Source organism: Nocardia sp. NPDC059177, from assembly GCF_042755165.1.
GTDB lineage: Bacteria > Actinomycetota > Actinomycetes > Mycobacteriales > Mycobacteriaceae > Nocardia.
The window spans coordinates 136,236-162,189 of record NZ_JBHZBX010000003.1 but is presented as its reverse complement, the minus strand read 5'-3'; the positions used below and the strand labels follow the sequence as shown (position 1 = coordinate 162,189).

Sequence of the window (25,954 nt, the reverse complement as noted above, 5' to 3'; positions counted from 1 at the left end):
TCGATCGGAGGGAACTGGCGTGACCCGGGCGTCTCGGGCCTCCGGCGCCCGTGCCCGGCAGCGCGGAAAGTCGCTGCCGCAACTGCTGTCCGTCGCGGTGGAGTCCAACCCGGGCGGTCTCGCCCTGACCTGGGACGACGGGATGTCCGCGCCGGTGCGCTGGACCTACGCCGAACTCGACGAGCGCGCCAACCGGCTGGCCAGGGTGCTGATCGCGCGCGGGATCGGCCCCGAGGACGTGGTCGCCATCGGGCTGGGCCGCTCCCCGGTCTCGGTGCTGGCCATGTGGGCGGTCACCAAGGCGGGCGCCGCCTTCCTGCCCGTCGACCCGAACTATCCGCCCGCCCGGGTGAGCCACATGCTCGCCGATTCCGGCGCGGTCGCCGGCCTGTCGCTGATCGGTGACGTCGACCGGCTGCCCACCGGCCTGGACTGGCTGTGCCTGGACGACCCGGCCGTGCGCCGCGCCACCGAGGAACAGTCCGGCGACCCGGTGACCTTCGCCGACCGGGTGCGCCCGCTGCGCCTGACCCATCCCGCCTACGTCGTCTACACCTCCGGGTCCACCGGCCTGCCCAAGGGCGTCGCGGTGACCCATGCCGGGCTGGCCGGCTACTGCGCCGAGCAGCGCGCCCACTACGGCATCGAGCCGGCCTCGCGCACCCTGCACTTCGCCTCACCGTCCTTCGACGGCGCCGTCCTGGAACTGCTGATGGCCGTCGGCGCCGCCGCCACCATGGTGATCGTGCCCGCGGGCATCCTCGGCGGCGCGGAACTGGCCGAGGTGCTGCGCCGTGACGCGGTGACCCACATGTTCATCACCACCGCCGCGCTCGCCTCGCTGGACCCGGCCGGACTGGACGAACTCGCCGTGGTCACCACCGGCGGCGAGGCCTGCCCGCCGGACCTGATCCGGCGCTGGGCCACCGGCACCCGGCGCTTCCACGACTGTTACGGCCCGACCGAGACCACCATCGTCACCAATATCAGCGCCCCGCTGACCGTCGGCGACACCATGAACTTCGGCGCGCCGCTGCGCGGGGTCACCGAGTACGTACTCGACGAGCGCCTGGTTCCGGTGCCCGACGGCATGATCGGCGAGCTCTACATCGCGGGCAACGGCCTGGCCCGCGGCTACTACCACCAGCCCGCGCTGACCGCCGCCCGCTTCGTCACCGACCCCTTCGACCCGGCCGGCGGGCGGATGTATCGCACCGGCGACCTGGTGCGCCGTCGCCCCGACGGTGCGGTGGAGTTCGTGGGCCGCAACGACTTCCAGGTGAAGGTCCGGGGTTTCCGGATCGAGCTCGGCGAGATCGACACCGTGCTCACCGCGCACGAGAGCGTCGACTTCGCCGTCACCGTCGGCCACGAACTCGACAACGGCACCACCATTCTCGCCGCCTACGTGCACGCCGCCACCGGCGCGCGGATCGACACCGAGCAGCTGCTCGCGCACGCCAGGACCGGGCTGCCCGCGCACATGGTGCCGACCGCGCTGACCGTGCTCGACACCATCCCGCTGACCCCGGTCGGCAAACTCGACCGCGCCGCCCTGCCCGCACCGACCTTGCGCGCCAACGAATTCCGCGCGCCGTCGGGTGCGATGGAGGAGCTGGTCGCGCGCGTGTTCACCGAGCTGCTCGCGCCCGCGGACCGCATCGGCGCCGACGACGACTTCTTCGCCCTCGGCGGCAATTCGCTGCTGGCCACCCAGGCGGCGGCGCGCCTCGGCGCGGAAGTCGCCGCCCGGGTGCCCGCCGGCCATGTCTTCGAAAGCCCCACCGTCGCCGGGCTGGCCGCGCTGCTGGAGCCGATGAAGGGCGCGGGCGGGCACACCCCGCCGACCCGCCGCGAACGCCCCGAACTGATCCCGCTCTCGCCCGCCCAGCAGCGGATGTGGTTCCTCAACCAGTTCGACCCGGAATCCACCGCCGAGACCATCCCGTTCGCGCTGCGCCTGGCCGGACCGTTCGACGCGCGGGCACTGCACGCCGCCCTGTCGGATCTGGTGCAGCGCCACGAATCGCTGCGCACCTGGTATCCGGTGTTCGACGGCGGCGTGACCGAGGGCGCGGTCGTCGACGGCGTCGGCCACCAAGTGGTGCTGCCTCCGGCCGAGGCCGTGCCCGATGTGCTCGTCGACACGCTCACCGAAGACGAATTGCCGCTCTGGCTGGGCGAATTCGCGGCCACCGGGTTCGATGTCGCCGCCGGGGTGCCGCTGCGGGTGGCGCTGGCCGAACTCGGCGACCGCGATCACGTGCTCGCCATCGCGCTGCACCACATCACCGCCGACGGCGCCTCGGTCGCCCCGCTGCTGCGCGACCTGCTCGGCGCCTACCTCGCCCGCCGCAACCGCTCGCGGCCCAGCTGGCAGCCGCTGCCGGTGCAGTACGCCGACTACACGCTCTGGCACCGGGAACTGCTCGGCGCCGAGGACGACCCCGATTCGCTGGCCGCCACGCAGATCGCGCACTGGCGTACGGCGCTGGCCGGGCTGCCGGACCGCATCGACCTGCCCACCGACCGCCCGCGCCCGCCGGTGTTCTCCGGGCGTGGCGCCGAATACGGGTTCTCGATCCCCGCCGAAGTCCACGCCGCGCTGGCCGGATCGGCCCAGCGCAGTGGCACGTCGGAGTTCATGGTCGTGCACGCGGCCTTCGCGGTGCTGCTGAGCAGGCTCGCGCACACCGACGACATCGCCATCGGCACCCCGGTCGCCGGTCGCGGCGCCCGCGAACTCGACGACCTGATCGGCATGTTCGTCAACACGCTGGTGCTGCGGTCCCAGCTCGACCAGCGGGGCAGTTTCACCGAGCTGCTGCGCGCGACCAAACGCGCCGACCTCGCCGCCTTCGCCAATGCCGACCTGCCCTTCGAGCGGCTCGTCGAACTGCTCGACCCGGTCCGCTCCCAGGCGCACCACCCGCTGTTCCAGGTGGCGTTGTTCTTCCAGAACCTGGACCTGCCCAACCTGCGCCTGCCCGGCCTGGACGCGACGCCGGTCGAATTCAGCGGCACCGTGGCACGTTTCGACCTGCAACTGACCATCGTGCCCGGTGCCGAGGCGACCGCGCCGATGGCCGCCTCGTTCACCTACGCCACCGACCTGTTCGACGCCGAGACCATCGCGACGATGGCGGCGCGCTTCACCCACCTGCTCGGCGCGGTCACCGCGGCGCCGGACACCGCGATCGCCGACATCGGCCTGACCACCGCGAGCGAGCGCGAACTGACGCTGGTGGCCTGGAACGGCACCGGTCATCCGGTGACACCGGAACCGCTGCTCGACGCGTATCGCCGTGCGGTGAAGGCACATCCGGACGCCGTCGCGCTCGTCTACGAAGGCACCCAGCTGTCCTACCGGCAGTTCGACGCGCGGGTCAACGCGCTCGCCCGGCTGCTGATCGATGCCGGTGTCGGACCGGAATCGCTTGTCGGGCTTGCCATCCGGCGCTCGCCGGACCTGGTGATCGGCATGTACGCGGTCCTGGCCGCCGGTGGCGCCTACGTGCCGCTCGACCCCGACCATCCGGCCGAGCGCATCGCCTACATTCTCGACACCGCCCGTCCCGCAGCGGTATTGAGCATGCGGGCCGACGCGGTGGCCGTGCCGGCAGGCACCGAACTGCTGCTGCTCGACGAACTCGACACCACGGCGGTGCCCGCCGACGCGGTGCGCCCCGAGGAACTGCGCGCCCCGCTGCGCCCGGAACACCCGGCCTACGTCATCTTCACCTCCGGTTCCACCGGAAAGCCCAAGGGCGTGGTGATCTCGCACGCCGCCATCCACAACCAGATGGTGTGGATGCTGGCCAAGTACCCCCTTGTTCTGGGTGATGTGTACCTGCAGAAGACCGCGACCACCTTCGATGTGTCGCTGTGGGGGTACTTCCTGCCGCTGCGCGTCGGCGCGACGCTGCTGCTGGCCACCCCCGACGGGCACCGCGACCCGGCATACCTGATCGAGCTGATCGAGCGGCACAAGGTCACCGTCACCGATTTCGTGCCCTCCATGCTGACCGTGTTCGCGGCGCAGGCCAGCTCGCTCGGCGCGGGCGGTCTCGCTTCGCTGCGCGAGGTGTTCGTCATCGGTGAGGCGCTGCCGCCGGAGACCGTCGACGCCATGGCCGAGGTCGGCTCGGCGCGGCTGCACAATCTCTACGGCCCCACCGAGGCCGCGGTCTCGGTGACCTACTGGCCCGCCCGCGCGGGGCAGCGGTCGGTGCCGATCGGCCTGCCGCAGTGGAATACCCGTGTCTACGTGCTGGATTCGCGCCTGCGGCCGGTGCCGCCCGGGGTCGCCGGTGAGCTCTATCTCGCGGGTGACCAGCTCGCGCGCGGCTATGTCGCGCGGCCGGGGCTGACCGCGGACCGGTTCGTGGCCGACCCCTTCGACAGCGGCGAACGCATGTACCGCACGGGCGATCTGGTGGTGTGGCGCAAGCCCACCGCGACTGCGCCGCATCGGCTGGACTACCTGGGCCGCATCGACTTCCAGGTGAAGTTCCGTGGCCAGCGCATCGAGCTCGGCGAGATCGAGACCGCGCTGCTGACACACGAATCCGTCAGCCAGGCGGTCGCGCTGGTCGCGCCGACGGAGCTGGGCGATCAACTCGTCGCCTATGTCGTGCCTGCGCCCGATCAGGCCGCCGACCCCGACCGGTTGCAGTCCGTGGTGTCGAAAACCCTGCCCGCCTATATGATTCCGGCCTCGATCACGGTGCTCGACGCGCTGCCGCTCAATGCCAGCGGCAAACTCGACCGGAAAGCGCTGCCCGCGCCGCACTTCCACGCCCGCGCCTTCCGCGCGCCCGCCACCACGCCGGAACACCTGGTCGCCGAACTGTTCGGGGAAGTGCTGGGCCGCACCGGGATCGGCGCTGACGACGACTTCTTCGCCCTCGGCGGCAACTCGCTGATCGCCACCCGGCTCGTCGCGCGCCTCGGCGCGGCCACCGGCGAGCGCGTCCCCGTGCGCACCCTGTTCGAGCACCCGACGGTCGCCGGACTGGCCGCCGTCCTCGACCCCACCGCCGAGACGGTCGCCCCCAGTGGCCTCGGCGCCATCGCGCGTCCCGAGCGGCTGCCACTCTCGCCCGCGCAGCGGCGCATGTGGTTCCTCAACCGCTTCGACCAGGGCATGGGCGGTGACGGCGCCGCGGCCTACAACCTGCCGTTCGCGCTGCGCCTGACCGGCGGTCTCGACGTGGCCGCCCTCGGCGCGGCCCTGCGCGATGTGCTGGCCCGCCACGAGGTGCTGCGCACGATCTACCCCGAGACCGACGACGGCCCGATCCAGCGGGTACTGCCCGCCGACGAGGTCGACCTCGATGTGACACCGCACCGAGGCGAGCCGGCCGAGCAGGTCGGCGCGCTGGCGGCCACCGCCTTCGACGTGACCACCGAGGTCCCGCTGCGGGTGCGGCTGCTCGACCTCACCGAGCCGGGCCCCGACGCGCCCACCGAGTACGTGCTCGCCGTGGTCGTGCACCACATCGCCGCCGACGCGTCCTCCATGCCGCCGCTGGTGCGCGACCTGACCACCGCCTACCTGGCCCGGGCCGCGGGCCGGGCGCCCGGCTGGGCCGCACTGCCGGTGCAATACGCCGACTACGCGCTGTGGCAGCTCGATCACCTCGGCGCCGAAGACGACGCCGATTCGGTTGCCGCCCAGCAGATCTCGTTCTGGCGTGGCGAGCTGGCCGGGCTGCCCGACCTGCTGGAGCTGCCCGCCGACCGGCCACGCCCCGCGGTGGCCTCGCTGGCGGGTGCCCGGGTGCCGGTGCGCATCGACGCCGCCACCCACGCCGGGCTGGCCCGCATCGCGCAGGACAGTGGCGCGACGGTGTTCATGGTGCTGCACACCGCCTTCGCCGTGCTGCTGGCCCGCCTGGCCGGCACCGCCGATGTCGCCGTCGGGACGCCGGTCGCCGGTCGTGGTGAGCGCGAGCTCGATGATCTGATCGGCATGTTCGTCAATACGGTCGTGCTGCGCTCCCGCTACGACGGCGGGTCGGCCTTCACCGAACTGGTCGCGGCCCAGCGCGCCGGCGACCTGGCCGCGTTCGCCGCCGCCGACGTCCCGTTCGAGCGCCTGGTCGAGGTGCTGGATCCGCCACGGTCCACCGCGCGGCATCCGCTGTTCCAGGTGGGGCTGTCGTTCCAGAACGTCGACCGGGCCACGCTGGAACTGCCCGGGCTGCGGATCGCGCCCGTCGCGGCGGAACTGGCTGTGTCGCAGTTCGATCTGCACCTGATCGTCGGGGACAGTTACGCCGCCGACGGCACGCCGACCGGTATCGAAGGCTTCTTCACCTACGCCACCGACCTGTTCGACGCTGCCACCGTGGCGGCCTTCGCCGAGCGGCTGAGCCTGCTGCTCGCCGCCGTGGTGGCCGATCCCACGGTGGTCGTCGGCACCGTGGAGTTGCGGACACCGGCCGAGCTGGCGGGCGAGAGTGTCAGCGGCGCAGCCGATCTCGCAATGCCCGGCGGCACGCTGGCCGATCTGCCCGCGCACGCGAGGCCCTCGGCGATCGCCCTGGTCGCCGATCTGCCCGAGGGCAGGCTGGAACTCAGCTACGCGGAGTTCGACGCGCGCGTGAACCGGCTTGCCCGGCACCTGATCTCGCTGGGCGTCGGACCGGAGTCGCTGGTCGCGCTGGCCCTGCCGCGTTCGATCGACCTGCTCGTCGCCATGTACGCGGTGACCAGGTCCGGTGGTGCCTATGTGCCGATCGACCCGGATCAGCCCGCCGACCGGACCGACTACATTCTCGGCACCGCGGCACCGATCTGTGTGCTCACCAACGGCTTCCGCACCGATGCCGCACCCGTGGTCCGGGTGGACCATCCGGTCATCGCGTCCCAGGATCCGGGGCCGATCACCGATGCCGACCGGCGCGCGCCGCTGCGCCCGGAGAACACGGCCTATGTCATCTTCACCTCCGGATCGACCGGTCGGCCCAAGGGCGTCGCGGTGCCGCACGGTGCGGTGGTCAACCAGTTGCAGTGGCTGCGTGGGGAATTCGGCACCACCGAAGCCGATGTGTTCCTGCTGAAGACACCTGCCACCTTCGACCTGTCGGTGTGGGAGTTCTGGTCGGCGGCGGTGTGCGGCGGCAAGCTCGTGCTCGCCGCCCCCGACGGGCACCGTGATCCCGCCTACCTGGACGGGCTCATCAGCGACGCGGGCGTCACCACTGTCACCGCCGTGCCGTCGCTGCTGGATGCGCTGGCCGGATACTGGGAGGCGAGCCCGCCGCCGCTGGCCCGGATTCTCGCCATCGGCGAGACCCTGCCCGCCGCGCTCGCGCAGCGGCTGCTGACCGCCCTGCCCGACACCAGGATCGACAACCTGTACGGGCCCACCGAGGCCGCGGTGTCGATCACCGATCACCGGGTGACCCCGGCCGACGTGCTCACCGTGCCGATCGGCGCACCCGAATGGAACAGCCGCGTCTACGTCCTCGACGAGCGCCTGCGGCCGGTGCCGCCCGGGGTGCGGGGCGAGCTGTATCTCGGAGGCGTGCAGCTGGCCCGCGGATACCTGCGCAAGGCCGCGCTGACCGCCGAACGATTCCTCGCCGACCCGTTCGAGCCCGGTGCGCGGATGTACCGCACCGGCGACCTGGTCGCCCGTACCGCCGTCACGCCGGATCGGCCCGGCGAGCTGATCTACCTGGGCCGCACCGACTTCCAGGTGAAGGTGCGGGGATTCCGGGTGGAGCCCGGCGAGGTGGAGGCCGCGCTGCTGGCACTGCCCGGCGTCGACGCGGCGGCGGTGCTCGCACGCACCGACGCGCACTTCGGTGACCGGCTGGTCGCCTATGTGACCGGGGCGGAACCGGATGTGGCGCAACTGAAGTCGGCATTGCGCGCGAAGCTTCCCACCTATCTGGTGCCCGAGGCGTTCGTCGTCCTCGACGCGCTACCGCGCACGGTCAACGGCAAACTCGACCGGAACGCCCTGCCCGCACCGGTTTTCGAGGCAGCCGCGTTCCGCGCGCCCGCCACCCCCACCGAGCAGCTGATCGCCGGGGTGTACGGCGAGATCCTCGACGTGCCCGAGGTCGGCGCCGACGACGACTTCTTCGCCCTCGGCGGCAACTCGCTGCTCGCCACCCGCGCCGCCGCCCGGATCGGCACCGCGCTGAACCGCACGGTCGGCGTCCGGCTGCTCTTCGAAGCACCCACCGTCGCCGAACTGGCGTCGCGCGTCCACCGCTCCGCCGCCCTCGCGACCCTCCCACCGGTCGCGGCCCCCCGCCCCGACCGGCTGCCCCTGTCACTGGCCCAGCAGCGCATGTGGCTGCTCAACCGCCTCGACCCCGACGCCACCGTCTACAACATCCCCGCCGCGATCCGCCTCACCGGCACCCTCGACCTCCCAGCCCTCTCGCTGGCCGTCGCCGACCTGCTCGCCCGGCACGAGGTACTCCGCACGCGCTACCCGATGGTCGACGGTGCGTCCGCTCCGACCGGTCCGGGAATCTCCGCTGGTCGCGGGGATGCCGCCGCGCCAGCTGCTCGCGGTGACCACGGTGCCGCGTCCGCTGGGCGTGGCGTTGCTGATGGTCGTGGGGATGCTGCTGCGTCGGCCGGTCGGAGTGACCTTGGGGCCGCTTCGGCTGGGCGTGGTGATGTCGGCCGTGGCGCGATAACAGGCCAGGGCTCCGTTGCCGATGGTTCGGGCGAGATGCCGGTGCAGCAGGTGCTCGCGCCGGGTGCGGTGCTGGTCGATCTCACGCCGGTGCCGGTGACCGCCGAGGAGCTGGCGGCGGAGGTGCGCAGCATTGTCGCGGTCGGGTTCGATGTGACCGCCGCGCCGCCGGTGCGGATGCGGTTGCTGCGGCTGGGCCCGGACGAGCACGTGCTGGTGCTGGTGATCCACCACATCAGCGCGGACGGGTTTTCGATGGGTCCGCTGACCCGTGACCTGGTGCTGGCCTACACCGCGCGTACCGCCGGTGCGGCGCCGGTATGGTCGCCACTGCCGTTGCAGTACGCGGATTACGCCGTGTGGCAACGGGATTCGCTCGGCGACGAGAACGATCCGGCGTCGACGGCGGCCGCGCAGCTGGGTTACTGGACCACCGAGCTGGCTGGGCTGCCCGAGGAGATCGCGCTGCCCGCCGACCGGCCGCGTCCGCCGGTGCAGTCCTTCGCCGGCGCGACCAGCGAGTTCAGCATCGACGCCGAGCTGCACGCGGAGATCTCCCGGCTCGCGCGAGCGCAGGGCGTCACCGTGTTCATGGTCGTGCAGGCCGCGCTCGCGGTGCTGCTGGCCCGGCTCGGCGATACCGACGATGTGGCCATCGGTACGCCGATCGCCGGGCGCGGAGCCAGGGAACTCGACGATCTGGTCGGCATGTTCGTCAATACGCTGGTGCTGCGCAGCCACCTCGACGAGGCCATGCCGTTCACCGCGCTGCTCACTCAGACCCGCGAGACCGACCTGCGTGCCTTCGCGCACGCCGATATCCCGTTCGAGCGGGTCGTCGACGCGGTCCAGCCCGTGCGGTCGGCGGGCAGGCATCCGCTGTTCCAGGTGGCGCTGTCGTTCGAGAACCTCGCCCCGGTCGCGGTCGAACTGCCCGGTATCGCGGTCGGTGCCCTCGACGCGCGCACCGCCGAGGCGAAGTTCGACCTGCTGCTCACCCTGCGTGAACTGCCCGAACTCGGTGGCCTCCAGGCCGAATTCACCTATGCCACCGATCTTTTCGACGCCGCGACCGTGCGGTCTTTCGGCGTGCGTTTCCAGCGGCTGCTCACCGGGCTCGTCGCCGCACCGGCCACCGCGATCGGCGATGTCGACCTGCTCGACCCGGCCGAATTCGCGGCCCAGACCAGCTTCACCGGCCTGCCCGCCGAACCGGCCGCCACCCTCGCCCAGCTGATGGACGACGCGGTCCGCGCCAACCCCACCGGGCAGGCCCTGCGGGACGGCGGACGCGGCTTCACCTACACCGATCTCGACGCCGCGGCCAATCAGCTCGCCCGCGGCCTGATCGCCCGGGGCGCAGGCCCGGAAGTCGCTGTCGCCGTGGCCATCCGGCGCTCCGCGGAATCGGTGCTCGCGGTGTGGGCAATCGCCCGGACCGGCGCGGTGATCGTGCCGATCGACCCCGGGTACCCGGCCGAGCGGATCAGCCACATGATCGCCGACTCCGGCGTCGTGCTCGGCGTCACCCTCGCCGCCGAACGCGCCGAACTGCCCGACCTGCCGGGCGACGGCGTCTGGATCGCGCTCGACGACCGGACGTTCACCGCCGAGATCGCCGGATACCCCGGTGTCGGCCTGCGCGAGATCGAGCTGCGGGCACAGCCGCATCCCGGCAATGCCGCGTACATGATCTACACCTCGGGCTCCACCGGACTGCCCAAGGGCGTCGTGGTGACCCATGCCGGCCTGGCCAACTTCTGCGCCGAGCAGAAGGCTCGCTACCAGCTCGACACCGCCTCGCGCGCACTGGCTTTCGCCTCACCCTCGTTCGACGCCTCGATGCTCGAACTGCTGCTCGCCCTCGGTGGCGCGGGCACACTGGTGGTCGCGCCCGCCGGCTCGGTGGGTGGCACCGAACTCGCCGAACTGATCCGCGAGGAACGGGTGACCCACGCCTTCCTCACCCCGACAGTGCTGGCGACCCTCGACCCCGAGGGCGTGCCCGGCCTGCGCGCGCTGATCGTCGGCGGCGAACACGTCCCCGCCGAGCTGGCCGCACGCTGGAACACCGTGCCGCAGCGCCACTTCCACAATGGCTACGGCCCCACCGAGACCACCATCATGACCGCCATCAGCGACCCGCTGCGCCCCGGCGAACCGGTCCACATGGGCGGCCCGATCCGTGGCGTCCGCGCCCTGGTGCTGGACGCGCGCCTGCGCCCGGTCCCCGAAGGCGTCACCGGCGAGCTCTACCTCGGCGGCATCCAGCTGGCCCGCGGCTACCACGACCGCCCCGGCCTGACAGCGAGCCGCTTCATCGCCGATCCCTACGCCGACAGTGCTGACTCGCGCTCGGCTGTCGGCGCCGATGCCGAGGGCTCCGAAATTGCCGGGGCGAGTCGCTTCGTCGCCGATCCCGACAGCGTCGACTTGCGTCCGGCTGACGGCGCCGATGCCGCGGGCTCCGCGAGTGCTGGGGCTGTCGCTGGTGGGGTGGCTTCGGTTGGTGCTGTTGGTCGTGGCGTCGCCGGCGCGCGGCTCTATCGCACCGGTGACCTGGTGCGCCGTCGCGGTGACGTGCTGGAATTCGTGGGCCGCAACGACTTCCAGGTCAAGATTCGCGGTCTGCGGATCGAGCTGGGCGAGATCGACGCGGTACTGGCCGGCGCGCCCGGTGTCACCTGGGCGGCGACGCTGGGCCGGGACAACGGCAGCGGTTCGACCATGCTGGTCTCCTATGTCCTGCTCGACCCGGACAACCGTCCCGCCGACGACGCCGAGATCACCGCCGAACTCACCCGCCAGGCGGCGAAGGTCCTGCCCGACTACATGGTGCCCGCGGCGATCGTCGTGCTCGACGAACTGCCGCTGACCCCGGTCGGCAAGCTGGACCGGCGCGCGCTGCCCGATCCGATTGTCACCCGCGGCGAGTACCGACCCCCGCGCACCGCCGCCGAACGCGCTGTCGCGCGGGTGATCGGCGAGGTGCTCGGGCACGAGCGGGTCGGCCTCGACGACGACTTCTTCGCCCTCGGCGGCGACAGCATCACCGCCATCCAGATGGTGTCGCGAGCCGGCGCCGCCGGTGTGGTGCTGCGGCCGCGTGACCTGTTCGACGCGCGCACCGTCGGCGCGCTCGCCGGCCGGGCCGAGGTCACCGCGGCCGGCGCCCTGCGCGGCGCGCTGCCGCTGACCGCCACCGCCGCCCAGCTGATCGAGGCGGGCGAACGCGCCGTGGAACCACGAGCCGTGCTGCTCACGGTGCCCGCGGACTGCCCCGACGACGCCGTCGCCGAGGCCGCCACCGCGGTGATGAACCAGCATCCGATGCTGTGGGCGCTGCTCGATCGCAGCACCGACACCCCCGTGCTGCGCATCCCGCCGCACGAGGAGCGCATCGGCGGCGCCTTCCGCCGGCTCGACGCCGAGGACGGCGAATCCTCGCTGCCCGTCGACGACATCGTCACCGCGGCCGCCGCCGCCCTCGACCCCGACGAGGGCCGCAATATCCACTTCATCCTCACCGGCGACAGCGACGGCCCAGGCACGCTGGTCGTCGTCGCCAATTCGCTGGTGCTGGACGAGAATTCGTGGCGCACCGTGGTCGACCAGCTCACCTCGGCCTGGAGCCGGGGCCGCCACGCCGCCCCCGCGGCCCCCGACGCGGGCCTCGACGACCTGGTCCGCCGGCTCGCCGAATACCCGTCCACCCTCCCGGCCCGCGCCGAACGCGAGTACTGGCATCGGGCGATCCGGTCCAGGGCCGACGAAGCCGCCGACCTGGGCCCACGCAACCGGGTCTCGCTGAGCATCACCGGCGAAGGCACCGCCGCGGTCAGCGGTGTCGCCGAGGCCTACCGCGCGACCGTCGACGAGGTGCTGCTCACCGCGGCCGCGCTGGCCCTGCACACCGCGGCCGACACCCCCGCGGTCCGGGCGATCGGCACCGTGGTCCGGCTGCGCGCCGACCAGCGCCTGCTCGGGCGCGCCGACGCGGAGAACGTAGTCGGCGGTTTCACCACCGACTACCCGCTGCCGCTCCGTCTGGACGGCATCGATATCGCCGACGCCCTGGTCGGCGGCCCGGCCGCGGGCGCCGCCCTGGCTCAGATCAAGGAACTGCGCCGCACCGTGCCCGGCCACGGCGCCGGCTTCGGCCTGCTGCGCTACCTCGACATCGAGGCCGCCGACAGCGTGCGCGCCCTGGACCGCGGCCGCTTCGCGGTGCGCCTGCGCGACCTGCGCCCGGCCACCGTGCACTCCGATGTCGCCGCCGACGACCTGGCCCTGGTACTCACCGTCGACGCCACCGCCGACGGCCTTGTCGCCCGCTTCGACTACGCCACGACGGTGCTCACCGGTGACGCGGTCAAGAACTTCGCCGAACACTGGATCCGCGCGCTCGGCGGCCTCGCCGAACACGGATTGCGCCCTGGCGCAGGCGGATTCACCCCCTCGGACTTCCCGCTGGTGCGGCTGGGCCAGACCGAACTGGGCCGCCTGGTCCGGCGTTATCCGCGGCTCGGCGACATCTGGCCGGTGACCCCGTTGCAGTCCGGGATGCTGTTCCACGCGCTGCTCGCGGAGAACTCGGTCGACCCCTACATCACCCAGTTCGTGCTCGACCTGGACCCGGCGGTGGACGACGACCGGCTGCACGAGGCCGCCCAGATCGTGCTCGACCGGCACGACAACCTGCGCGTCGCCTTCGCCACCGACGCGGCCGGCACCCCGGTGCAGATCGTGCTCGACGACCTCGACGTGCCGTGGCGGGTCATCGACGCCGACGAGACCGCCTACCAGCGGATCAAGGCCGCCGACCTGGCCACCCACTTCGACATGGGCGCCGCGCCGCTGCTGCGCTTCACCCTCGTACGCACCGGCACCGGCGCACACCTGCTGGTCACCAGCCATCACATCCTGATCGACGGCTGGTCGACCCCGCTGCTGCTCCAGGAGATGCTCACCGCCTATGCGGTCGGCAGCCGCAGCAGGCGCCTGACCAAGGTTGCCCCCTACCGCGACTACCTGGCCTGGCTCGCCGGCCAGGACCTCGACGCCGCCCGCCAGGCCTGGCGCACCGCGCTGACCGGCCTGGCCGAACCGACCCCGCTGGCCCCGGTCGACCAGGGCCGCGAAATCGCCTCCGGCAGCGGCGAAACCGGCTTCGCGCTCACCCCCGCCGACACCGCCGCGCTCGGTGCCCTCGCCGCCGGTCTCGGCGTCACGCTGAACACCGTCGTGCAGGCGGCCTGGGGTCTGCTCATCGCCCGGCTGGTCGATCGCGACGATGTGGTGTTCGGCGCCACCGTCTCCGGCAGGCCCGCCGCGCTCGACGGCGTGGAACGCATGGTCGGGCTGTTCCTCAACGCCATCCCGGTCCGGGTGCGGCTGCGGCCCGGCGACACCGTCGCCGAACTGCTGCGCGCACTCCAAGCCGAACAGGCCGACCTGTTCGACCACCACTACCTCGGCCTGGGCGAAATCCAGGAGATCGCCGGTATCGAAGCGCTGTTCGATTCGCTGGTGGTCTTCGAATCGTTCCCGGTCGACCGCGCGGCGCTGGCCGAGGCGTCGTCGGAGTCGGCCGCCGTCACCGGCATGGACGCCGCCAACGGCACCCACTACCCGCTTACCGTGCAGGTCGTCGCCGACGGGCAGCTGCGCGTCTCGGTGAAGTACCTGCGCGATGTCTTCGGCGAGGACACCGCCACCGCCCTGGCCCAGCGGCTTTCGATGCTGCTGGCCCGGTTCGTGGCCGAACCGCAGGCCCGGCTCGCCGAGATCGACGTCCTGCTGGCCGAGGAGCGCGCGACCCTGTCGGCGGCCAACGCCACCGACGCGCCCGAACTGCTCGACGAGGCGACCCTGCTGACCCTGTTCGACGCGCAGCTCGCCCGCACCCCGCAGGCCATCGCCCTGATCGACGGTGAACAGACCTGCACCTACGCCGAATTCGACGAGCGGGCCCGCGCCATGGCCACCGCCCTGCGGGCACGCGGCGCCGCCCCGGAGCAGCTGGTCGCGGTCGCCATGCGCCGTGGCATCGACCTGGTGACCGCCATCTACGCGGTACTGCGCACCGGCGCGGCCTACGTCCCGGTCGATCCGGATCATCCGGCCGAGCGCACCGACGGAGTACTGACCGCGGCCGCCCCGCTCTGCGTGCTCACCACCACCGCGACCGGATTCACCACCGGCGCACCGGTTCCCGTCGTCGAGGTCGACACCCTCACCCCGGAAAACCCGGCGGACGAGTTCGCCGCCGCCTTGCCGGACACCCTGGCCTATGTCATCCACACCTCCGGTTCCACCGGCAAGCCCAAGGGCGTCATGCTGACCCACCGGCAGCTGGTCAACCAGTTCCGCTGGGCCCAGCGCGCCTACCCGCACGGTCCGGGCGATGTGGTGCTGCACAAGACGCCGGTCACTTTCGACATCTCCACCTGGGAACTGCTGTGGCCCTTGCAGACCGGCGCGACCGTGGTGATCGCCGAGCCCGACGGGCATCGTGACCCGGCGTACCTGGCACGGGTGATGGCCGAACGGTCGGTCACCACAGTGCATTTCGTGCCGTCGATGCTCGACGCCTTCCTGGCCGATCGCGGTATCGCCGAACTGCCCGCGCTGCGCCGGGTGTTCGCCGCCGGTGAGGCGCTCTCGGCCTCGACCGCGCGCCGGTTCGCCCGCGTGCTGCCCGGCGTCGACCTGATCAATTGGTACGGCCCCGCCGAGGCGACCGTTGTCACCGCCGCCGACGTCGAAGACGGTGCGGGCGTGAGTATTCCGATCGGCGTCCCGGTCGCCAACACCCGCGTGCACGTGCTCGACCGGCATCTGCGCCCGGTCCCGCCCGGCACCGCGGGCGAGCTGTACCTGGAAGGTGTGCAGCTCGCGCGCGGCTACCTCGGCGCACCCGCGCTCACCGGCGAACGCTTCGTCGCCCAGCCGGGCGGCGGACGGCTCTACCGCACCGGCGACATGGTCCGCTGGAACACCGAGCAGGAGCTGGAATACCTGGGGCGCAGTGACTTCCAGGTCAAGTTGCGCGGGCAGCGGATCGAGCTCGGCGAGGTCGAGGCGGTGCTGCGCGATCATCCGTCGGTCCGCCACGCCGCCGTCGCGCTCGTGCACGGGCCGACCGGAGACCGGCTGGTCGGCTATGTCGTGCCCGCCACGACCGGGCAGCCCGCGGCGAACCCGCCGGTCGGCTACGCGCTCGAGCCCGGCGCCGTCATCGACGAGGCCGCGCTGCTGGCGCACACCAGGGCCGCGCTGCCCTCCTATATGGTGCCCGCCACCCTCATGGTGCTGAAGTCGCTGCCGCTCAACGCCAGCGGCAAGCTCGACCGCAAGGCCCTGCCCGCACCCGCCTTCACCACCCGCCCCTACCGGCCGCCGACGACCCCGCTGCAACGCGCGGTCGCCGAGGTCTACGCGGAGGTGCTCGGCGCGGGCAAGGTCGGTCTCGACGACGACTTCTTCGAACTCGGCGGCAACTCCCTGATCGCCACCAAGGCCATCAGCCGGTTGCGGACCAGGGTCGGCGCCGAAGTCCGCGTGCAGTGGTTCTTCACCGACGCCACCGTCGCCGCGCTGGCCGGCCGCATCGACGCCACCCAATCCGGCAACGGCGACTACGACCTGGAATCCGACGACGCGCTCGGCGTGCTGCTGCCCATCCGCAACCGGGTACCGCACGGCACCGAGGCCGGTGGCCCGCTGTTCTGCGTGCACCCGATGTACGGCCTGTCCTGGTGCTATGCCGGACTCGCCCAATACATCCCGGCCCGGCGGCCGATCTTCGGGTTGCAGTCACCGGCGCTGAGCGAGGCCGGCTACCTGCCCGGCACGCTGGCCGAGATGGCCCGCCGCTACGTCGCCGAGATCCGCGCCCAACAGCCGCACGGGCCCTACCGGCTGATGGGCTGGTCGCTGGGCGGTGTGCTCGCACACGCCGTCGCCACCGAACTGCAGGCGGTGGGGGAGCGGGTGTCGCTGCTGGCGATGCTGGACTCACACCCCGACATCGACGTGCCCGATTTCCACACTGCGGTCCGCGACGCGCTCGCCGAACTCGGCGTCGACATCAGCGCGGCCCTGCCCGCCTCGGGCGTGCGGGAGCTGAGCGAGGAGGCCCTCGCTGCCCTGCACGCGGTCATCCCGGCCAATATGGCTGTGCTCACCCCCGAACGGGTGCGCCGGATCTATCGCAGCGCGGTCCGTTCGGCCGAGCTGATCGCCGAACACCGGCCCGCGGTGTTCCGGGGCAGGCTCGAATACTTCAGCGCGCTCGGTCACGAGACGGCAGCACGCAATTGGGCACCGTATGTCGACGGCGAGATCCGTGATCGGCCGGTCGGTGTGGTGCATGATCAGATGACCTCGCCCCAGGCGCTGACCGATATCGGCCCGCGCCTGGCCGAGCTGCTCGACGCGGGTGACCGGGAGGCCGGGTCGCGATGACACCGGTGGTGCCGGTGAGGCATGATGTGACCGCACTGTTGTAGCGGTTACCACTGTTGTATCGAATGCATAACCCGTATCTTGGGCACGCAAACAGAATTCGAGACGAAGCGAAGGTGCGAAATTGATGCGTCGGCAGACCCGGCGTCGTGGCTCCCGCGCCGCGGCGATGATCGCGGCAACGGCAGTGGTAGCCGGACTGTTGTCCGGCCTCGGCGCAAGCCCCGCATCGGCTGACCCGATCATCGATTCCCAGAGCCTGCTGGCCAACCCGGTCGCCCCCGACGGCTCCAAGATCGTCAAAGCCGAGGTGAAGGATTCGCGCAACCTGCGGTTGCACGTCTACTCCGCCGCCATGGACCAGAACATCATCGTCGACGTGCAGCGCCCGGCCGACGCCTCGGTCCCGCGCCCCACCCTGTACCTGCTCAACGGTGCGGGTGGCGGCGAGGATTCGGCGTCCTGGGTCGCCAAGACCGACGCGCTCGAGTTCCTCGGTGACAAGAACGTCAACGTCATCCAGCCCATCGGTGGCGCGTGGAGCTACTACACCGACTGGATCGCCGACGACCCGGTCCTCGGCCGCAACAAGTGGAAGACCTTCTTCACCGAGGAACTGCCCCCGCTGGTCGACGGCGCGCTGGGCACCAACGGCGTGAACGCCATCGCCGGCCTGTCCACCTCGGGCACCACCGTGCTCGCGCTGCCGATCGCCAAGCCCGGCCTGTACCAGGCGGCCGCGGCCTACAGCGGGTGCGCGCAGACCTCCGACCCGGTCGGCTCGGAATTCGTCAAGCTCACCGTCGAGACCTGGGGCGGCGGCGACACCATGAACATGTGGGGTCCGCAGGGCTCTGAGGAGTGGGTCAAGAATGACCCGTACGTCAATGCCGAGGGGTTGCGCGGGCTCGATCTGTACATCTCCACCGGCAACGGCCTGCCCGGCCCGTACGACACCCTCAACGGTCCCTACGCCCTGCCCGGCCCCTACGGTCTGGCCAATCAGATCGTGATCGGCGGCGTCATCGAGGCGGGCACCAACTATTGCACGCACAACCTGGCCAACCGGCTCAACGAGCTGGGCATCCCGGCGACCTTCAACTTCCGGCCCAACGGCACCCACTCGTGGGGCTACTGGAAAGACGAGCTGAAGCTGTCCTGGCCGACCCTGGCCCGCGGCCTGGGCCTGTAGCCCCGTAGTTCGCCGAACCGCCCCGGTCGTCGCCGGGGCGGTTTTCGTTTCGCCGACCTGCCTCTCGATGTTTGCGAATTGTGGTTAACTTAGGTTGACTGGTCCAGCGCTGCCCCAGCGGCGCGGTACCAGCCGATGAACCCGGTACGCGGAACGGAAAGTGAGTGCATGGTCGCCGATCGCAGTGAGGCCGAACGCGCCTGCGAGCCGACCACCGCACCGGCGCGGGTCGTGCGCCGCAGGCCCAAGGACCGCAAGATGCAGATCATGCGGGCCGCCGCCCGCGCGTTCAGCGCCCGCGGCTACCACCCGGTCGGCGTCGACGAGATCGCCGCCGAAGTCGGCATCTCCGGACCGGCCCTCTACCGCCACTTCGCCAACAAATACGCGCTGCTCGTCGCGGCCGCCGAGGAAGGCGCGCGCGGCCTGCGCGATGTCGCCGCCGCCGCCGACGACCCGGCACTGAGCCCGGAAGCACGGCTCGACGCGCTGCTCACCGCCGTCGCCGAGCGCAATATCGACATCCGCCGCGAGGCCGGGCTCTACCGCTGGGAACGCCGCTTCCTCGAACGCGAGGACCGGGTGCGCATCCGCGCGTTCTACCGGGAACTGGAGGCGATGGTCGCCGCGCCGATCGCCGAACTACGGCCCGAAGCGACCCCAGAGGACGTCACCCTGCTGGCCGTCGCCGCGCTGAGCGCGCTGGCCAGCATCGCCGCGCACCGCACCACCCTCGCGCACGGGCGGATGCTGGCCGTACAGCTCGACATGGCCTGGGCGATCGTGCGCGCCGACCTGCCGCCCGCCCCCGCCGAACCCGAGCCGAGCACCCAGAACCGTGGCCTGCCGATCACCTCGAAACGTGAACAGCTGCTCACCGAGGCGATCCGCATCTTCGGCCGCAACGGCTACCACGAATCCGGGATCGAGGAGATCGGCGCCGCCGTCGGCATCAACGCCTCCAGCGTCTACCGGCACTTCGACAGCAAAGCCGACCTGCTCGCCGCCGCCTTCCACCGCACCGGCGACCGCCTCGCCATCGCCATCGGCGAAGCACTGGCCGAGGCCGACAACGGCGCCGAAGCGGCCCGCCAGATCGCCGACCGCTACGCCCGGCTCACCTTCGCGACCCCGGAGATCATGCCGGTCTACTACGCGGAGTTCAGCAATCTCCCACAGGCCGAACAGCACCGCCTGCGCGCGATCCAGCGCCAGAACATCCTCGAATGGGCCAACCTGCTCGACGGCGACCCAGTGGAGGCGCGATTCCGGGTGCACGCGGCGATCGGGCAGATCATCGATGTCGGCCGGCTGCTGCGCTTCGACTCCCGGTCCGCCCAGCTGGACCGGCTCGGCGCGTTGACCAGCGCGGTCATGCTGGGCAGCGGCAACCGGGTCTGAGCCGTTTCCCCGACACCCGCAATTAAGGGTGACCTACACTGTCCGGCGTGGAACCCCGGACCGCACCGGCGCGCCTGCGTTCGATGCCGACCTGGCTGCTGACACAGGTCAGTACGCAGGGCGGCAGGTTCGTCGGCGACCTGATCCGCGCGCGTTCGGCCGCCCACCGCTACCACTACGCGCTACTGGCCGCACTGGCCGAATTCGGTCCGGCCAGCCAGGCCGAGCTGGGCAGACGCGTCGGGCTCGACCGCAGCGATGTCACCACCACGATCGCCGATCTCGAACGCGGCGGCTACGCGCAGCGGGTCCCCGATCCGGTGGACCGGCGCCGCAATCTGGTCACCATCACCGACACCGGTGGACGCCACCTCGAACACCTCGACACCGCGGTACGCCAGGCCCAGGACGAACTACTCGCGGCCCTGAGCCCGGCCGAACGCGCGGAACTGGTCCGGATGCTCCAGGCGGTCATGGACCACCACGCCCCCGCCTAACCGCGACGCAACCGGAACAGCGCCTTGGCCGTGCGCAGGTGGCGCGGATGACGATCGAAGGTGGACAGCCGCACCGGTGCCCGGTACAGCCGCCGCGCGATCGACATCGTCCTGCTGTACTCGCGCAGCCCCTGCTGGCCATGACTGTGGCCCTGGCCGTACTCGCCGACCCCGCCGAACGGCAGCGCCGGGATACCGGTGAACGCGGTCGACGAATTCACCGTCACCACACCGACTCTCAACTGCTCGGCGATGAACTCCGCACTCGGGATGTCGAGGGTGAACACGGTGACGGCGATACCGTTGCCCGCCGCATTCACCCTGGTTACAGCGTCGGCCAGGTCGGTGACCCGGTTGACCACCAGCACCGGGCCGATGCCCTCGCCGGTGATGGCGATGCTCTCCTCGGGCACCTCGGCCAGCACGATCGGCTCCACATACGGATCGCGGAAGGAATCGAGGCCGCCGAGTACCGCGTGCCCGCCGCGGGCGATGGCGTCGCGGACCTGCCTGCGCACCACATCGACCTGGGTGGCGTTGATCATCGGTCCGTAGGCGGCGCGATTGTCCGCGCCCGGCCGCAGCCGGGCCGCGCGCTCGGCCACCCTGGCCAGGAAATCGTCGAACACCGAATCGGCGACATAACAGCGCTGGATACCGGTGGCGTTCTGGCCCGCATTGGCCATCGCGCCGAACACCGCGGCCTCGGCGGCGGCGTCGAGAACGGCGTCGACGTGCACGATCATGCTGCCCTTGCCGCTGTTCTCCACCACGACCGGGGTCAGCGACTGCGCGCACAGCGCGATCACCTCGCGCCCGGCCGCCTCGGGACCGGCGTAGGCGATCTTGTCGACCTCGGCCAGGCACAGGGCGGTCGCGGTGCGATTGTCACCGGTGACGGCCTGCAGCACCGGATGGTCGGGGGCCACCGCCGCCCAGCTCTCGGCCAGCCAGGTGCCGACGCCGGTGGTGAGTTCGTGCGGATGGAACACCACCGTATTGCCCGCGGCCATGGCGTAGGCGATCGCGCCCATCGGCGTGAACACCGGGTTGTTCCACGCGCCCAGCACGCCGATCACCCCGAGCGGCAGATAGCCCACCGAGGCCTGCTGATTACGGGTGAGCCAGCCCGAGGACAGCCGCTTGCGGCCCAGCGTGCGCTCGGCGTTGCGGGCGGCCCAATCCAGATTCTCGACCGCGAGCATCACCTCGAGCGCGGCATCGGCCTCCGGTTTGCCGGTCTCGTCGCGCAGCAGTTCCACCAGGGCGCCCGCGTTGCGCGCGAGATATCGGCGCCACGCCAGCAGCAGGCGCTTGCGTCCGGCGAAACCCAGTTCCCCCCACCAGTTCTGGGTCGCGCGGGCGGTGCGCACGGCGCGGGTGACCTCGGCGGAGCTGTGCACGGAATACTGCGCGAGCTGTTCGCCGGTGCGCGGGTCGTAGGACGTCAGCACATAGGGACGCCCCACCGGCGCCGCGGTGCCGGCTGGTGCTGACTCGTTCATCGTCACCTCTCACAACAGGTCGAACACGCCCGAGGAGACGGGCCGGTGAGACGAGTGTTTCCCCGACCGTCAGCGTATGGCCGGGCGAGCGGCCCGACAAGGTCATCCCACTGCCCTTGCGCTGCCCTGGTGACCAAGACCACATCGGTCCGCCGAGTGGGACCGGCTCGCACGAGAGCGACCCGGAAAACCGCCGGACCGGTAACATCGCGCCGAACGGTATGGATCACCTACCGAGAAGATAATTTTCCGTGCGCGCATGCCCCTTGACGAGCGGAACGCGCCCGGCCGATGGTGGAGAGTTGATGCCGAGTTCGATCTCAGTGGAGTCGCCCGTGGGTGGCGTCGCGACAGGCGGCGGTGAACCCGCGGTCCTGGTGTCCGACGTGCGCAAGTCCTTCGGCGACGTGCACGCCCTGCAAGGCATCAGTTTCCAGGCCGAACGAGCCAGCGTGCTCGGCATTCTCGGTCCCAACGGCGCGGGCAAGACCACCACGGTCAAGATCCTCTCGACCCTGCTGCGCCCCGACTCCGGCTCCGCCGTGGTCGCCGGGCACGACGTGCGCACCGACGCCGCGGGCGTGCGCCGCGCGATCATGATGACCGGCCAGTACGCCGCCCTCGACGAGAACCTGACCGGCCGCGAGAACCTCGAACTGTTCGGCAGGCTGATGGGCCTGACCAAGTCGGCCGCCCGCAAGCGCGCCGAGGTGCTGCTCGAGGAATTCGACCTGGTCGGCGCGGGCAAGCGGGCAGTGCGCAACTACTCCGGAGGCATGCGCCGTCGCGTCGACATCGCCTGCGGGCTGGTGGTGCGCCCCGAGGTGGTCTTCCTCGACGAGCCGACCACCGGCCTGGACCCGCGCAGCCGCCAGGGCGTGTGGGACCTGGTCACCGCTCTGAAGAACCAGGGCATCACGGTGCTGCTCACCACGCAGTACCTCGAAGAGGCCGACGTGCTCAGCGACAACATCATCGTCATCGACAAGGGCACCGTCATCGCCGAGGGCACCGCCGACCAGCTCAAAGCCAAGACCGGCGGCAGCTACTGCGAGATCGTCCCGCTCGACCCGAGCAAGCTGGCCGCGACCGTGCAGGCGCTGGGCGATCTGGTCCCGGCCGCCGTCGCCGCCGACATCGCCGGCGCCGACAAGCTCTCGGTGCCCGCCCCCGACGGCGCCGCCACCCTCGCCGAGGCCCTGCGCAGGCTCGACAGCGCCGGCATCGACCTGGCCGACATCGCATTGCGCAGGCCCTCGCTCGACGACGTGTTCCTGTCGATCACCGGTCACACGGGCGGGCACTAGTGAGCGCTCCGACTGTCGCGGGGACCACCCTGTTCGACGATCTGCCCGCCGCGCATCCGAGCAGCTTCGCGCAGTGGCGCGCGCTGACCGGGCGCATCGTGCACACCATGGTCACCAAGGGTGAGCTGATCGTGGCGGTGCTGTTCCCGCTGGTCATCACCGTCGCCTTCTACCTGCCGCTGCGGTATGTGATGAAGGTCCAGGGCATCGACTACGCGCAGTACGTCATGCCGATCATCGTGTTGCAGACCATGGCCATGACCATGATGTCCAATGCGCAGCTGGCCGCGTTCGAGGCGCTGACCGGCCTGAGCACCCGGTTGCAGACCATGCCCATCGGGTCGCTGGTGCCGTTGCTCTCGCGCATCTGCGCCGGGCTGGTTCGCTCGGTGATCTCGCTGATCGCCACCGTCGGCTACGGCTACCTGATCGGTTTCCGGTTCACCGGCGGCTGGCTACAGGCCATGGCCTTCTGTGGCTTCGCGCTGGGCATCGGTGTGGTGCTGACGCTGGGCGCCGACGCGCTGGGCAGCCTCACCAAGAATCCCGAGGCACTGAGCCAGGCGCTCACCCTGCCCATCCTGATCTTCGGCATGCTCTCGACCGGCTTCGTACCCGAGGCCGCGTTCCCGAGCTGGGCGCGCGGATTCGCGCGCAACCAGCCGATCTCCCAGGCCGCGCAGACCCTCAGCGACATGGCCGCCGGCGACCTGAGCTGGGCGGGCACCTGGGTGTCGCTGGTGTGGCTGGGCGGGCTGGCCATCTTCTTCCTCCCACTGGCTGTGTGGGCGAGTGTGAGGCGATCATGACCACGACGTTGACCGCGGCGCAGCTGCCGGAGGTGGACGCCAAGCCCGAGGGCTCGGTGTCGTTGTGGATAACCCACAGCCTCATCCAGTGCAAACGCCTGCTGATGGTCTGGCTGCGCGACCCGTCCACGACCATCCAGACCATCGTCTACCCGGCGGTGACCCTGCTGATGTTCCGCATCGTGCTGGGCGACTACATCACCGCCTACGGCGGCATGCCCGCCATCTACGGCCAGGCCGCGCTGCTGACCCTGGTCGCGGCCATGACCGGCGCGGTCGTCAGCGCGCTCGGCTTCAAACGCGAGAAAGCCGCCGGACTGCTGAGCCGGTTCTACACGATGCCGCTGAACAAGGCGTCGCTGCTGACCGGCCGCCTGCTCGCCGAGGTGGTCCGCATCCTGATCACCACGGTGATCGTGCTGCTGGTCGCGGTGCCGCTCGGGTTCCTGTTCATGGAGAACCCGCTGACCAATATCGCGCTGGTCAGTGTGCCGGTGCTGTTCGGTCTCGGTTTCGCGGTGATGGTCACGGCGCTGGCCACGATCACCGAGGGCGTGATGCTGATCAGCCTGATCGGCATCGTCAACACCTTGCTGATGTTCTTCAACACCGGCTTCGTACCGATCGTCGCCTACCCGACCTGGCTGCAGACCATTGTCGCCAACCAGCCGATGAGCTGCGCGATCGACGCGATGATCGGGCTGTCCTACGGCGGTCCCGTCGCCGAGCCGCTGATCAAGACGCTGGCCTGGACGATCGGCATGGTCGCGGTGTTCGCTTACCCGGCTATCGCTGGGTACAAGAAGGCCGCGCAGACTGCCTAGGCCACCGGCGTAATCGTGCAATTCGCCGTTCCGCAGTCGTTATTCCGACTGGCGGGACGAGAATTGCACGATTACGCCGGTTCGGCGAACGGGAAATCCACCCAGCGGTCCCGGTTGGTCCAGCCGACCAGGTCGTAGCGCCAGCCGAACGGCCAGGTGTGCGCGACGGTGTTGAACAGCACCGCGCCGAGGGCGGTGTAGTCGTCGTGGGCCGAGAGCAACGCGTGCTGACCGCGGTCGGATTCGGTGAAGAAGGCCTCGAACATGGCGATCGACTGGTCGGTGGTGAGCCGGCCCAGGCCGAACAGACCGCGCATCCGCATCCAGTAGACCGCGCGCGCCCGCCACGGCCAGAGCGCCGCGATCGGGTCGGTGCCCTGCTGGACCGCGGTCACCGCGGTATCGATCAGCGCCAGCGAATCGGCCACGCTGTAGCCCGTGCACGGGTGCATCATGCCGCCGCGCGAACCGAACGGGACCGCGACCGCCGTGCCCTTCTTCGGCGGCGCCTGGTCGAGCGGATAGTGCGCGGCCTCGCTCGATTCGTCCCCGCGCAGCACGATGCCGTGGGCGGCGAGCCTGCTGAGCGTGCGTTTGCGCAGCTCGTGCTGGGGCATACCGCCGCGCAGACCGAGACTGGTCTCCTCGAAGATCACCGTGCCGTCCCCGAGCGGCACCGCGTAGAGGAACGACGGCGGCTCGTCCGGGCCCGCGCCGTTCTCAGGCCGCCAGTCCAGCAGCAGGCCCTCGCCGTCGCCGACCATGGGCGCCGCGGTCTCGGCGGCGACGAAGATGCCGTGCGCCGAGGCAGCCCGGCGTTTGCCCAGCGTGGGCAGGCCGCGGGTATCGAACACCGTGGCGGCCTTGATCACCGTGCCGTCGGCGAGCTCCACCTCGTGCTGGTCCACCCGGCGGGCCCGGTCGGCGAAAACTGTCGCGTCGTCGAGGGCCAGCGCCGCGTGCAAACCAGCCTTGGACAGCACGCAGTACTCGCGGGGAATCCGGTGCTCGGTCTTGGTCCACACCGTCGGCTTCGCGATGCGCTGGGCGATCACACTGTCCGGGAGCCAGCCCGGCAGCTCGTCGACCCAGCACGAGAATGTCGGCGGGAACAACCGATCCGGCCGTGGATCCACCGCCGCCACCCGCAGCCCGGCCACCGCCGCCCGATGCGCCAGCCCCCGCCCGGTCGGCCCCAGCCCGACCACACACACATCGAATTCCCGCACACTACTCACGCCCGCATTCAATCCCGCCCCCACATCGCGACGCAAGCACCCCG

9 protein-coding genes are annotated in these 25,954 nt (G+C 71.1%); 7 read left to right on the top strand and 2 right to left on the bottom strand.

Annotated elements, in window-relative coordinates; all coding sequences use genetic code 11:
• The first annotated feature begins 19 nt into the window (after positions 1-19).
• The 4 genes from ACFXK0_RS05655 to ACFXK0_RS05640 all read left to right on the top strand — a co-directional run bounded on the left by ACFXK0_RS05655 (position 20) and on the right by ACFXK0_RS05640 (position 20,227).
• Positions 20-17,137 (top strand): amino acid adenylation domain-containing protein, encoded by a 17,118-nt coding sequence (locus tag ACFXK0_RS05655; RefSeq protein ID WP_379408624.1) that lies wholly within the window; start codon positions 20-22, stop codon positions 17,135-17,137.
• 169 nt (positions 17,138-17,306) lie between these two features.
• The gene (locus tag ACFXK0_RS05650) at positions 17,307-18,329 is read left to right on the top strand and encodes an alpha/beta hydrolase (RefSeq protein ID WP_379408793.1); all 1,023 of its coding nucleotides are present in this window, start codon (positions 17,307-17,309) and stop codon (positions 18,327-18,329) included.
• Positions 18,330-18,497: 168 nt separating this feature from the next.
• Positions 18,498-19,730: a TetR/AcrR family transcriptional regulator gene (locus ACFXK0_RS05645; RefSeq protein WP_379408623.1), complete on the top strand. Its 1,233-nt coding sequence runs from the start codon at positions 18,498-18,500 to the stop codon at positions 19,728-19,730.
• A gap of 47 nt (positions 19,731-19,777) precedes the next feature.
• The gene (locus ACFXK0_RS05640) at positions 19,778-20,227 is read left to right on the top strand and encodes a MarR family winged helix-turn-helix transcriptional regulator (RefSeq protein WP_379408622.1); all 450 of its coding nucleotides are present in this window, start codon (positions 19,778-19,780) and stop codon (positions 20,225-20,227) included.
• Here the strand turns inward: ACFXK0_RS05640 and ACFXK0_RS05635 are convergent.
• Positions 20,224-21,732: an aldehyde dehydrogenase family protein gene (locus ACFXK0_RS05635; protein ID WP_379408621.1), complete on the bottom strand. Its 1,509-nt coding sequence runs from the start codon at positions 21,730-21,732 to the stop codon at positions 20,224-20,226. The genes ACFXK0_RS05640 and ACFXK0_RS05635 overlap by 4 nt on opposite strands.
• Positions 21,733-22,037: 305 nt before the next feature.
• Here ACFXK0_RS05635 and ACFXK0_RS05630 point away from each other — a divergent pair, with 305 nt between their 5' ends.
• From ACFXK0_RS05630 to ACFXK0_RS05620, 3 genes are read left to right on the top strand one after another with little or no spacing between them, the layout of a single operon-like run.
• Positions 22,038-23,039, top strand: a complete 1,002-nt coding sequence (locus ACFXK0_RS05630) for an ATP-binding cassette domain-containing protein (protein ID WP_379408619.1) — start codon at positions 22,038-22,040, stop codon at positions 23,037-23,039.
• Complete coding sequence (locus tag ACFXK0_RS05625) at positions 23,039-23,848, top strand: ABC transporter permease (RefSeq protein ID WP_379408618.1); 810 nt, start codon at positions 23,039-23,041, stop codon at positions 23,846-23,848. Before ACFXK0_RS05630 ends, ACFXK0_RS05625 begins: the two co-directional genes overlap by 1 nt.
• Positions 23,845-24,672 carry an ABC transporter permease gene (locus ACFXK0_RS05620; protein ID WP_379408617.1) on the top strand — a complete coding sequence of 276 codons (828 nt, stop codon included), beginning with the start codon at positions 23,845-23,847 and terminating at the stop codon, positions 24,670-24,672. Before ACFXK0_RS05625 ends, ACFXK0_RS05620 begins: the two co-directional genes overlap by 4 nt.
• Before the next feature lie 71 nt (positions 24,673-24,743).
• Here the strand turns inward: ACFXK0_RS05620 and ACFXK0_RS05615 are convergent, their stop codons facing one another.
• Positions 24,744-25,910 (bottom strand): lycopene cyclase family protein, encoded by a 1,167-nt coding sequence (locus tag ACFXK0_RS05615; protein WP_379408616.1) that lies wholly within the window; start codon positions 25,908-25,910, stop codon positions 24,744-24,746.
• Positions 25,911-25,954 lie beyond the last annotated feature (44 nt).

Coding starts and splice junctions, on each gene's coding strand:
- ACFXK0_RS05650 (WP_379408793.1), top strand. CDS start 17,307: ATGATCGCGGCAACGGCAGTGGTAGCCGGACTGTTGTCCGGCCTCGGC.
- ACFXK0_RS05645 (WP_379408623.1), top strand. CDS start 18,498: ATGGTCGCCGATCGCAGTGAGGCCGAACGCGCCTGCGAGCCGACCACC.
- ACFXK0_RS05635 (WP_379408621.1), bottom strand. CDS start 21,732: ATGAACGAGTCAGCACCAGCCGGCACCGCGGCGCCGGTGGGGCGTCCC.
- ACFXK0_RS05630 (WP_379408619.1), top strand. CDS start 22,038: ATGCCGAGTTCGATCTCAGTGGAGTCGCCCGTGGGTGGCGTCGCGACA.
- ACFXK0_RS05620 (WP_379408617.1), top strand. CDS start 23,845: ATGACCACGACGTTGACCGCGGCGCAGCTGCCGGAGGTGGACGCCAAG.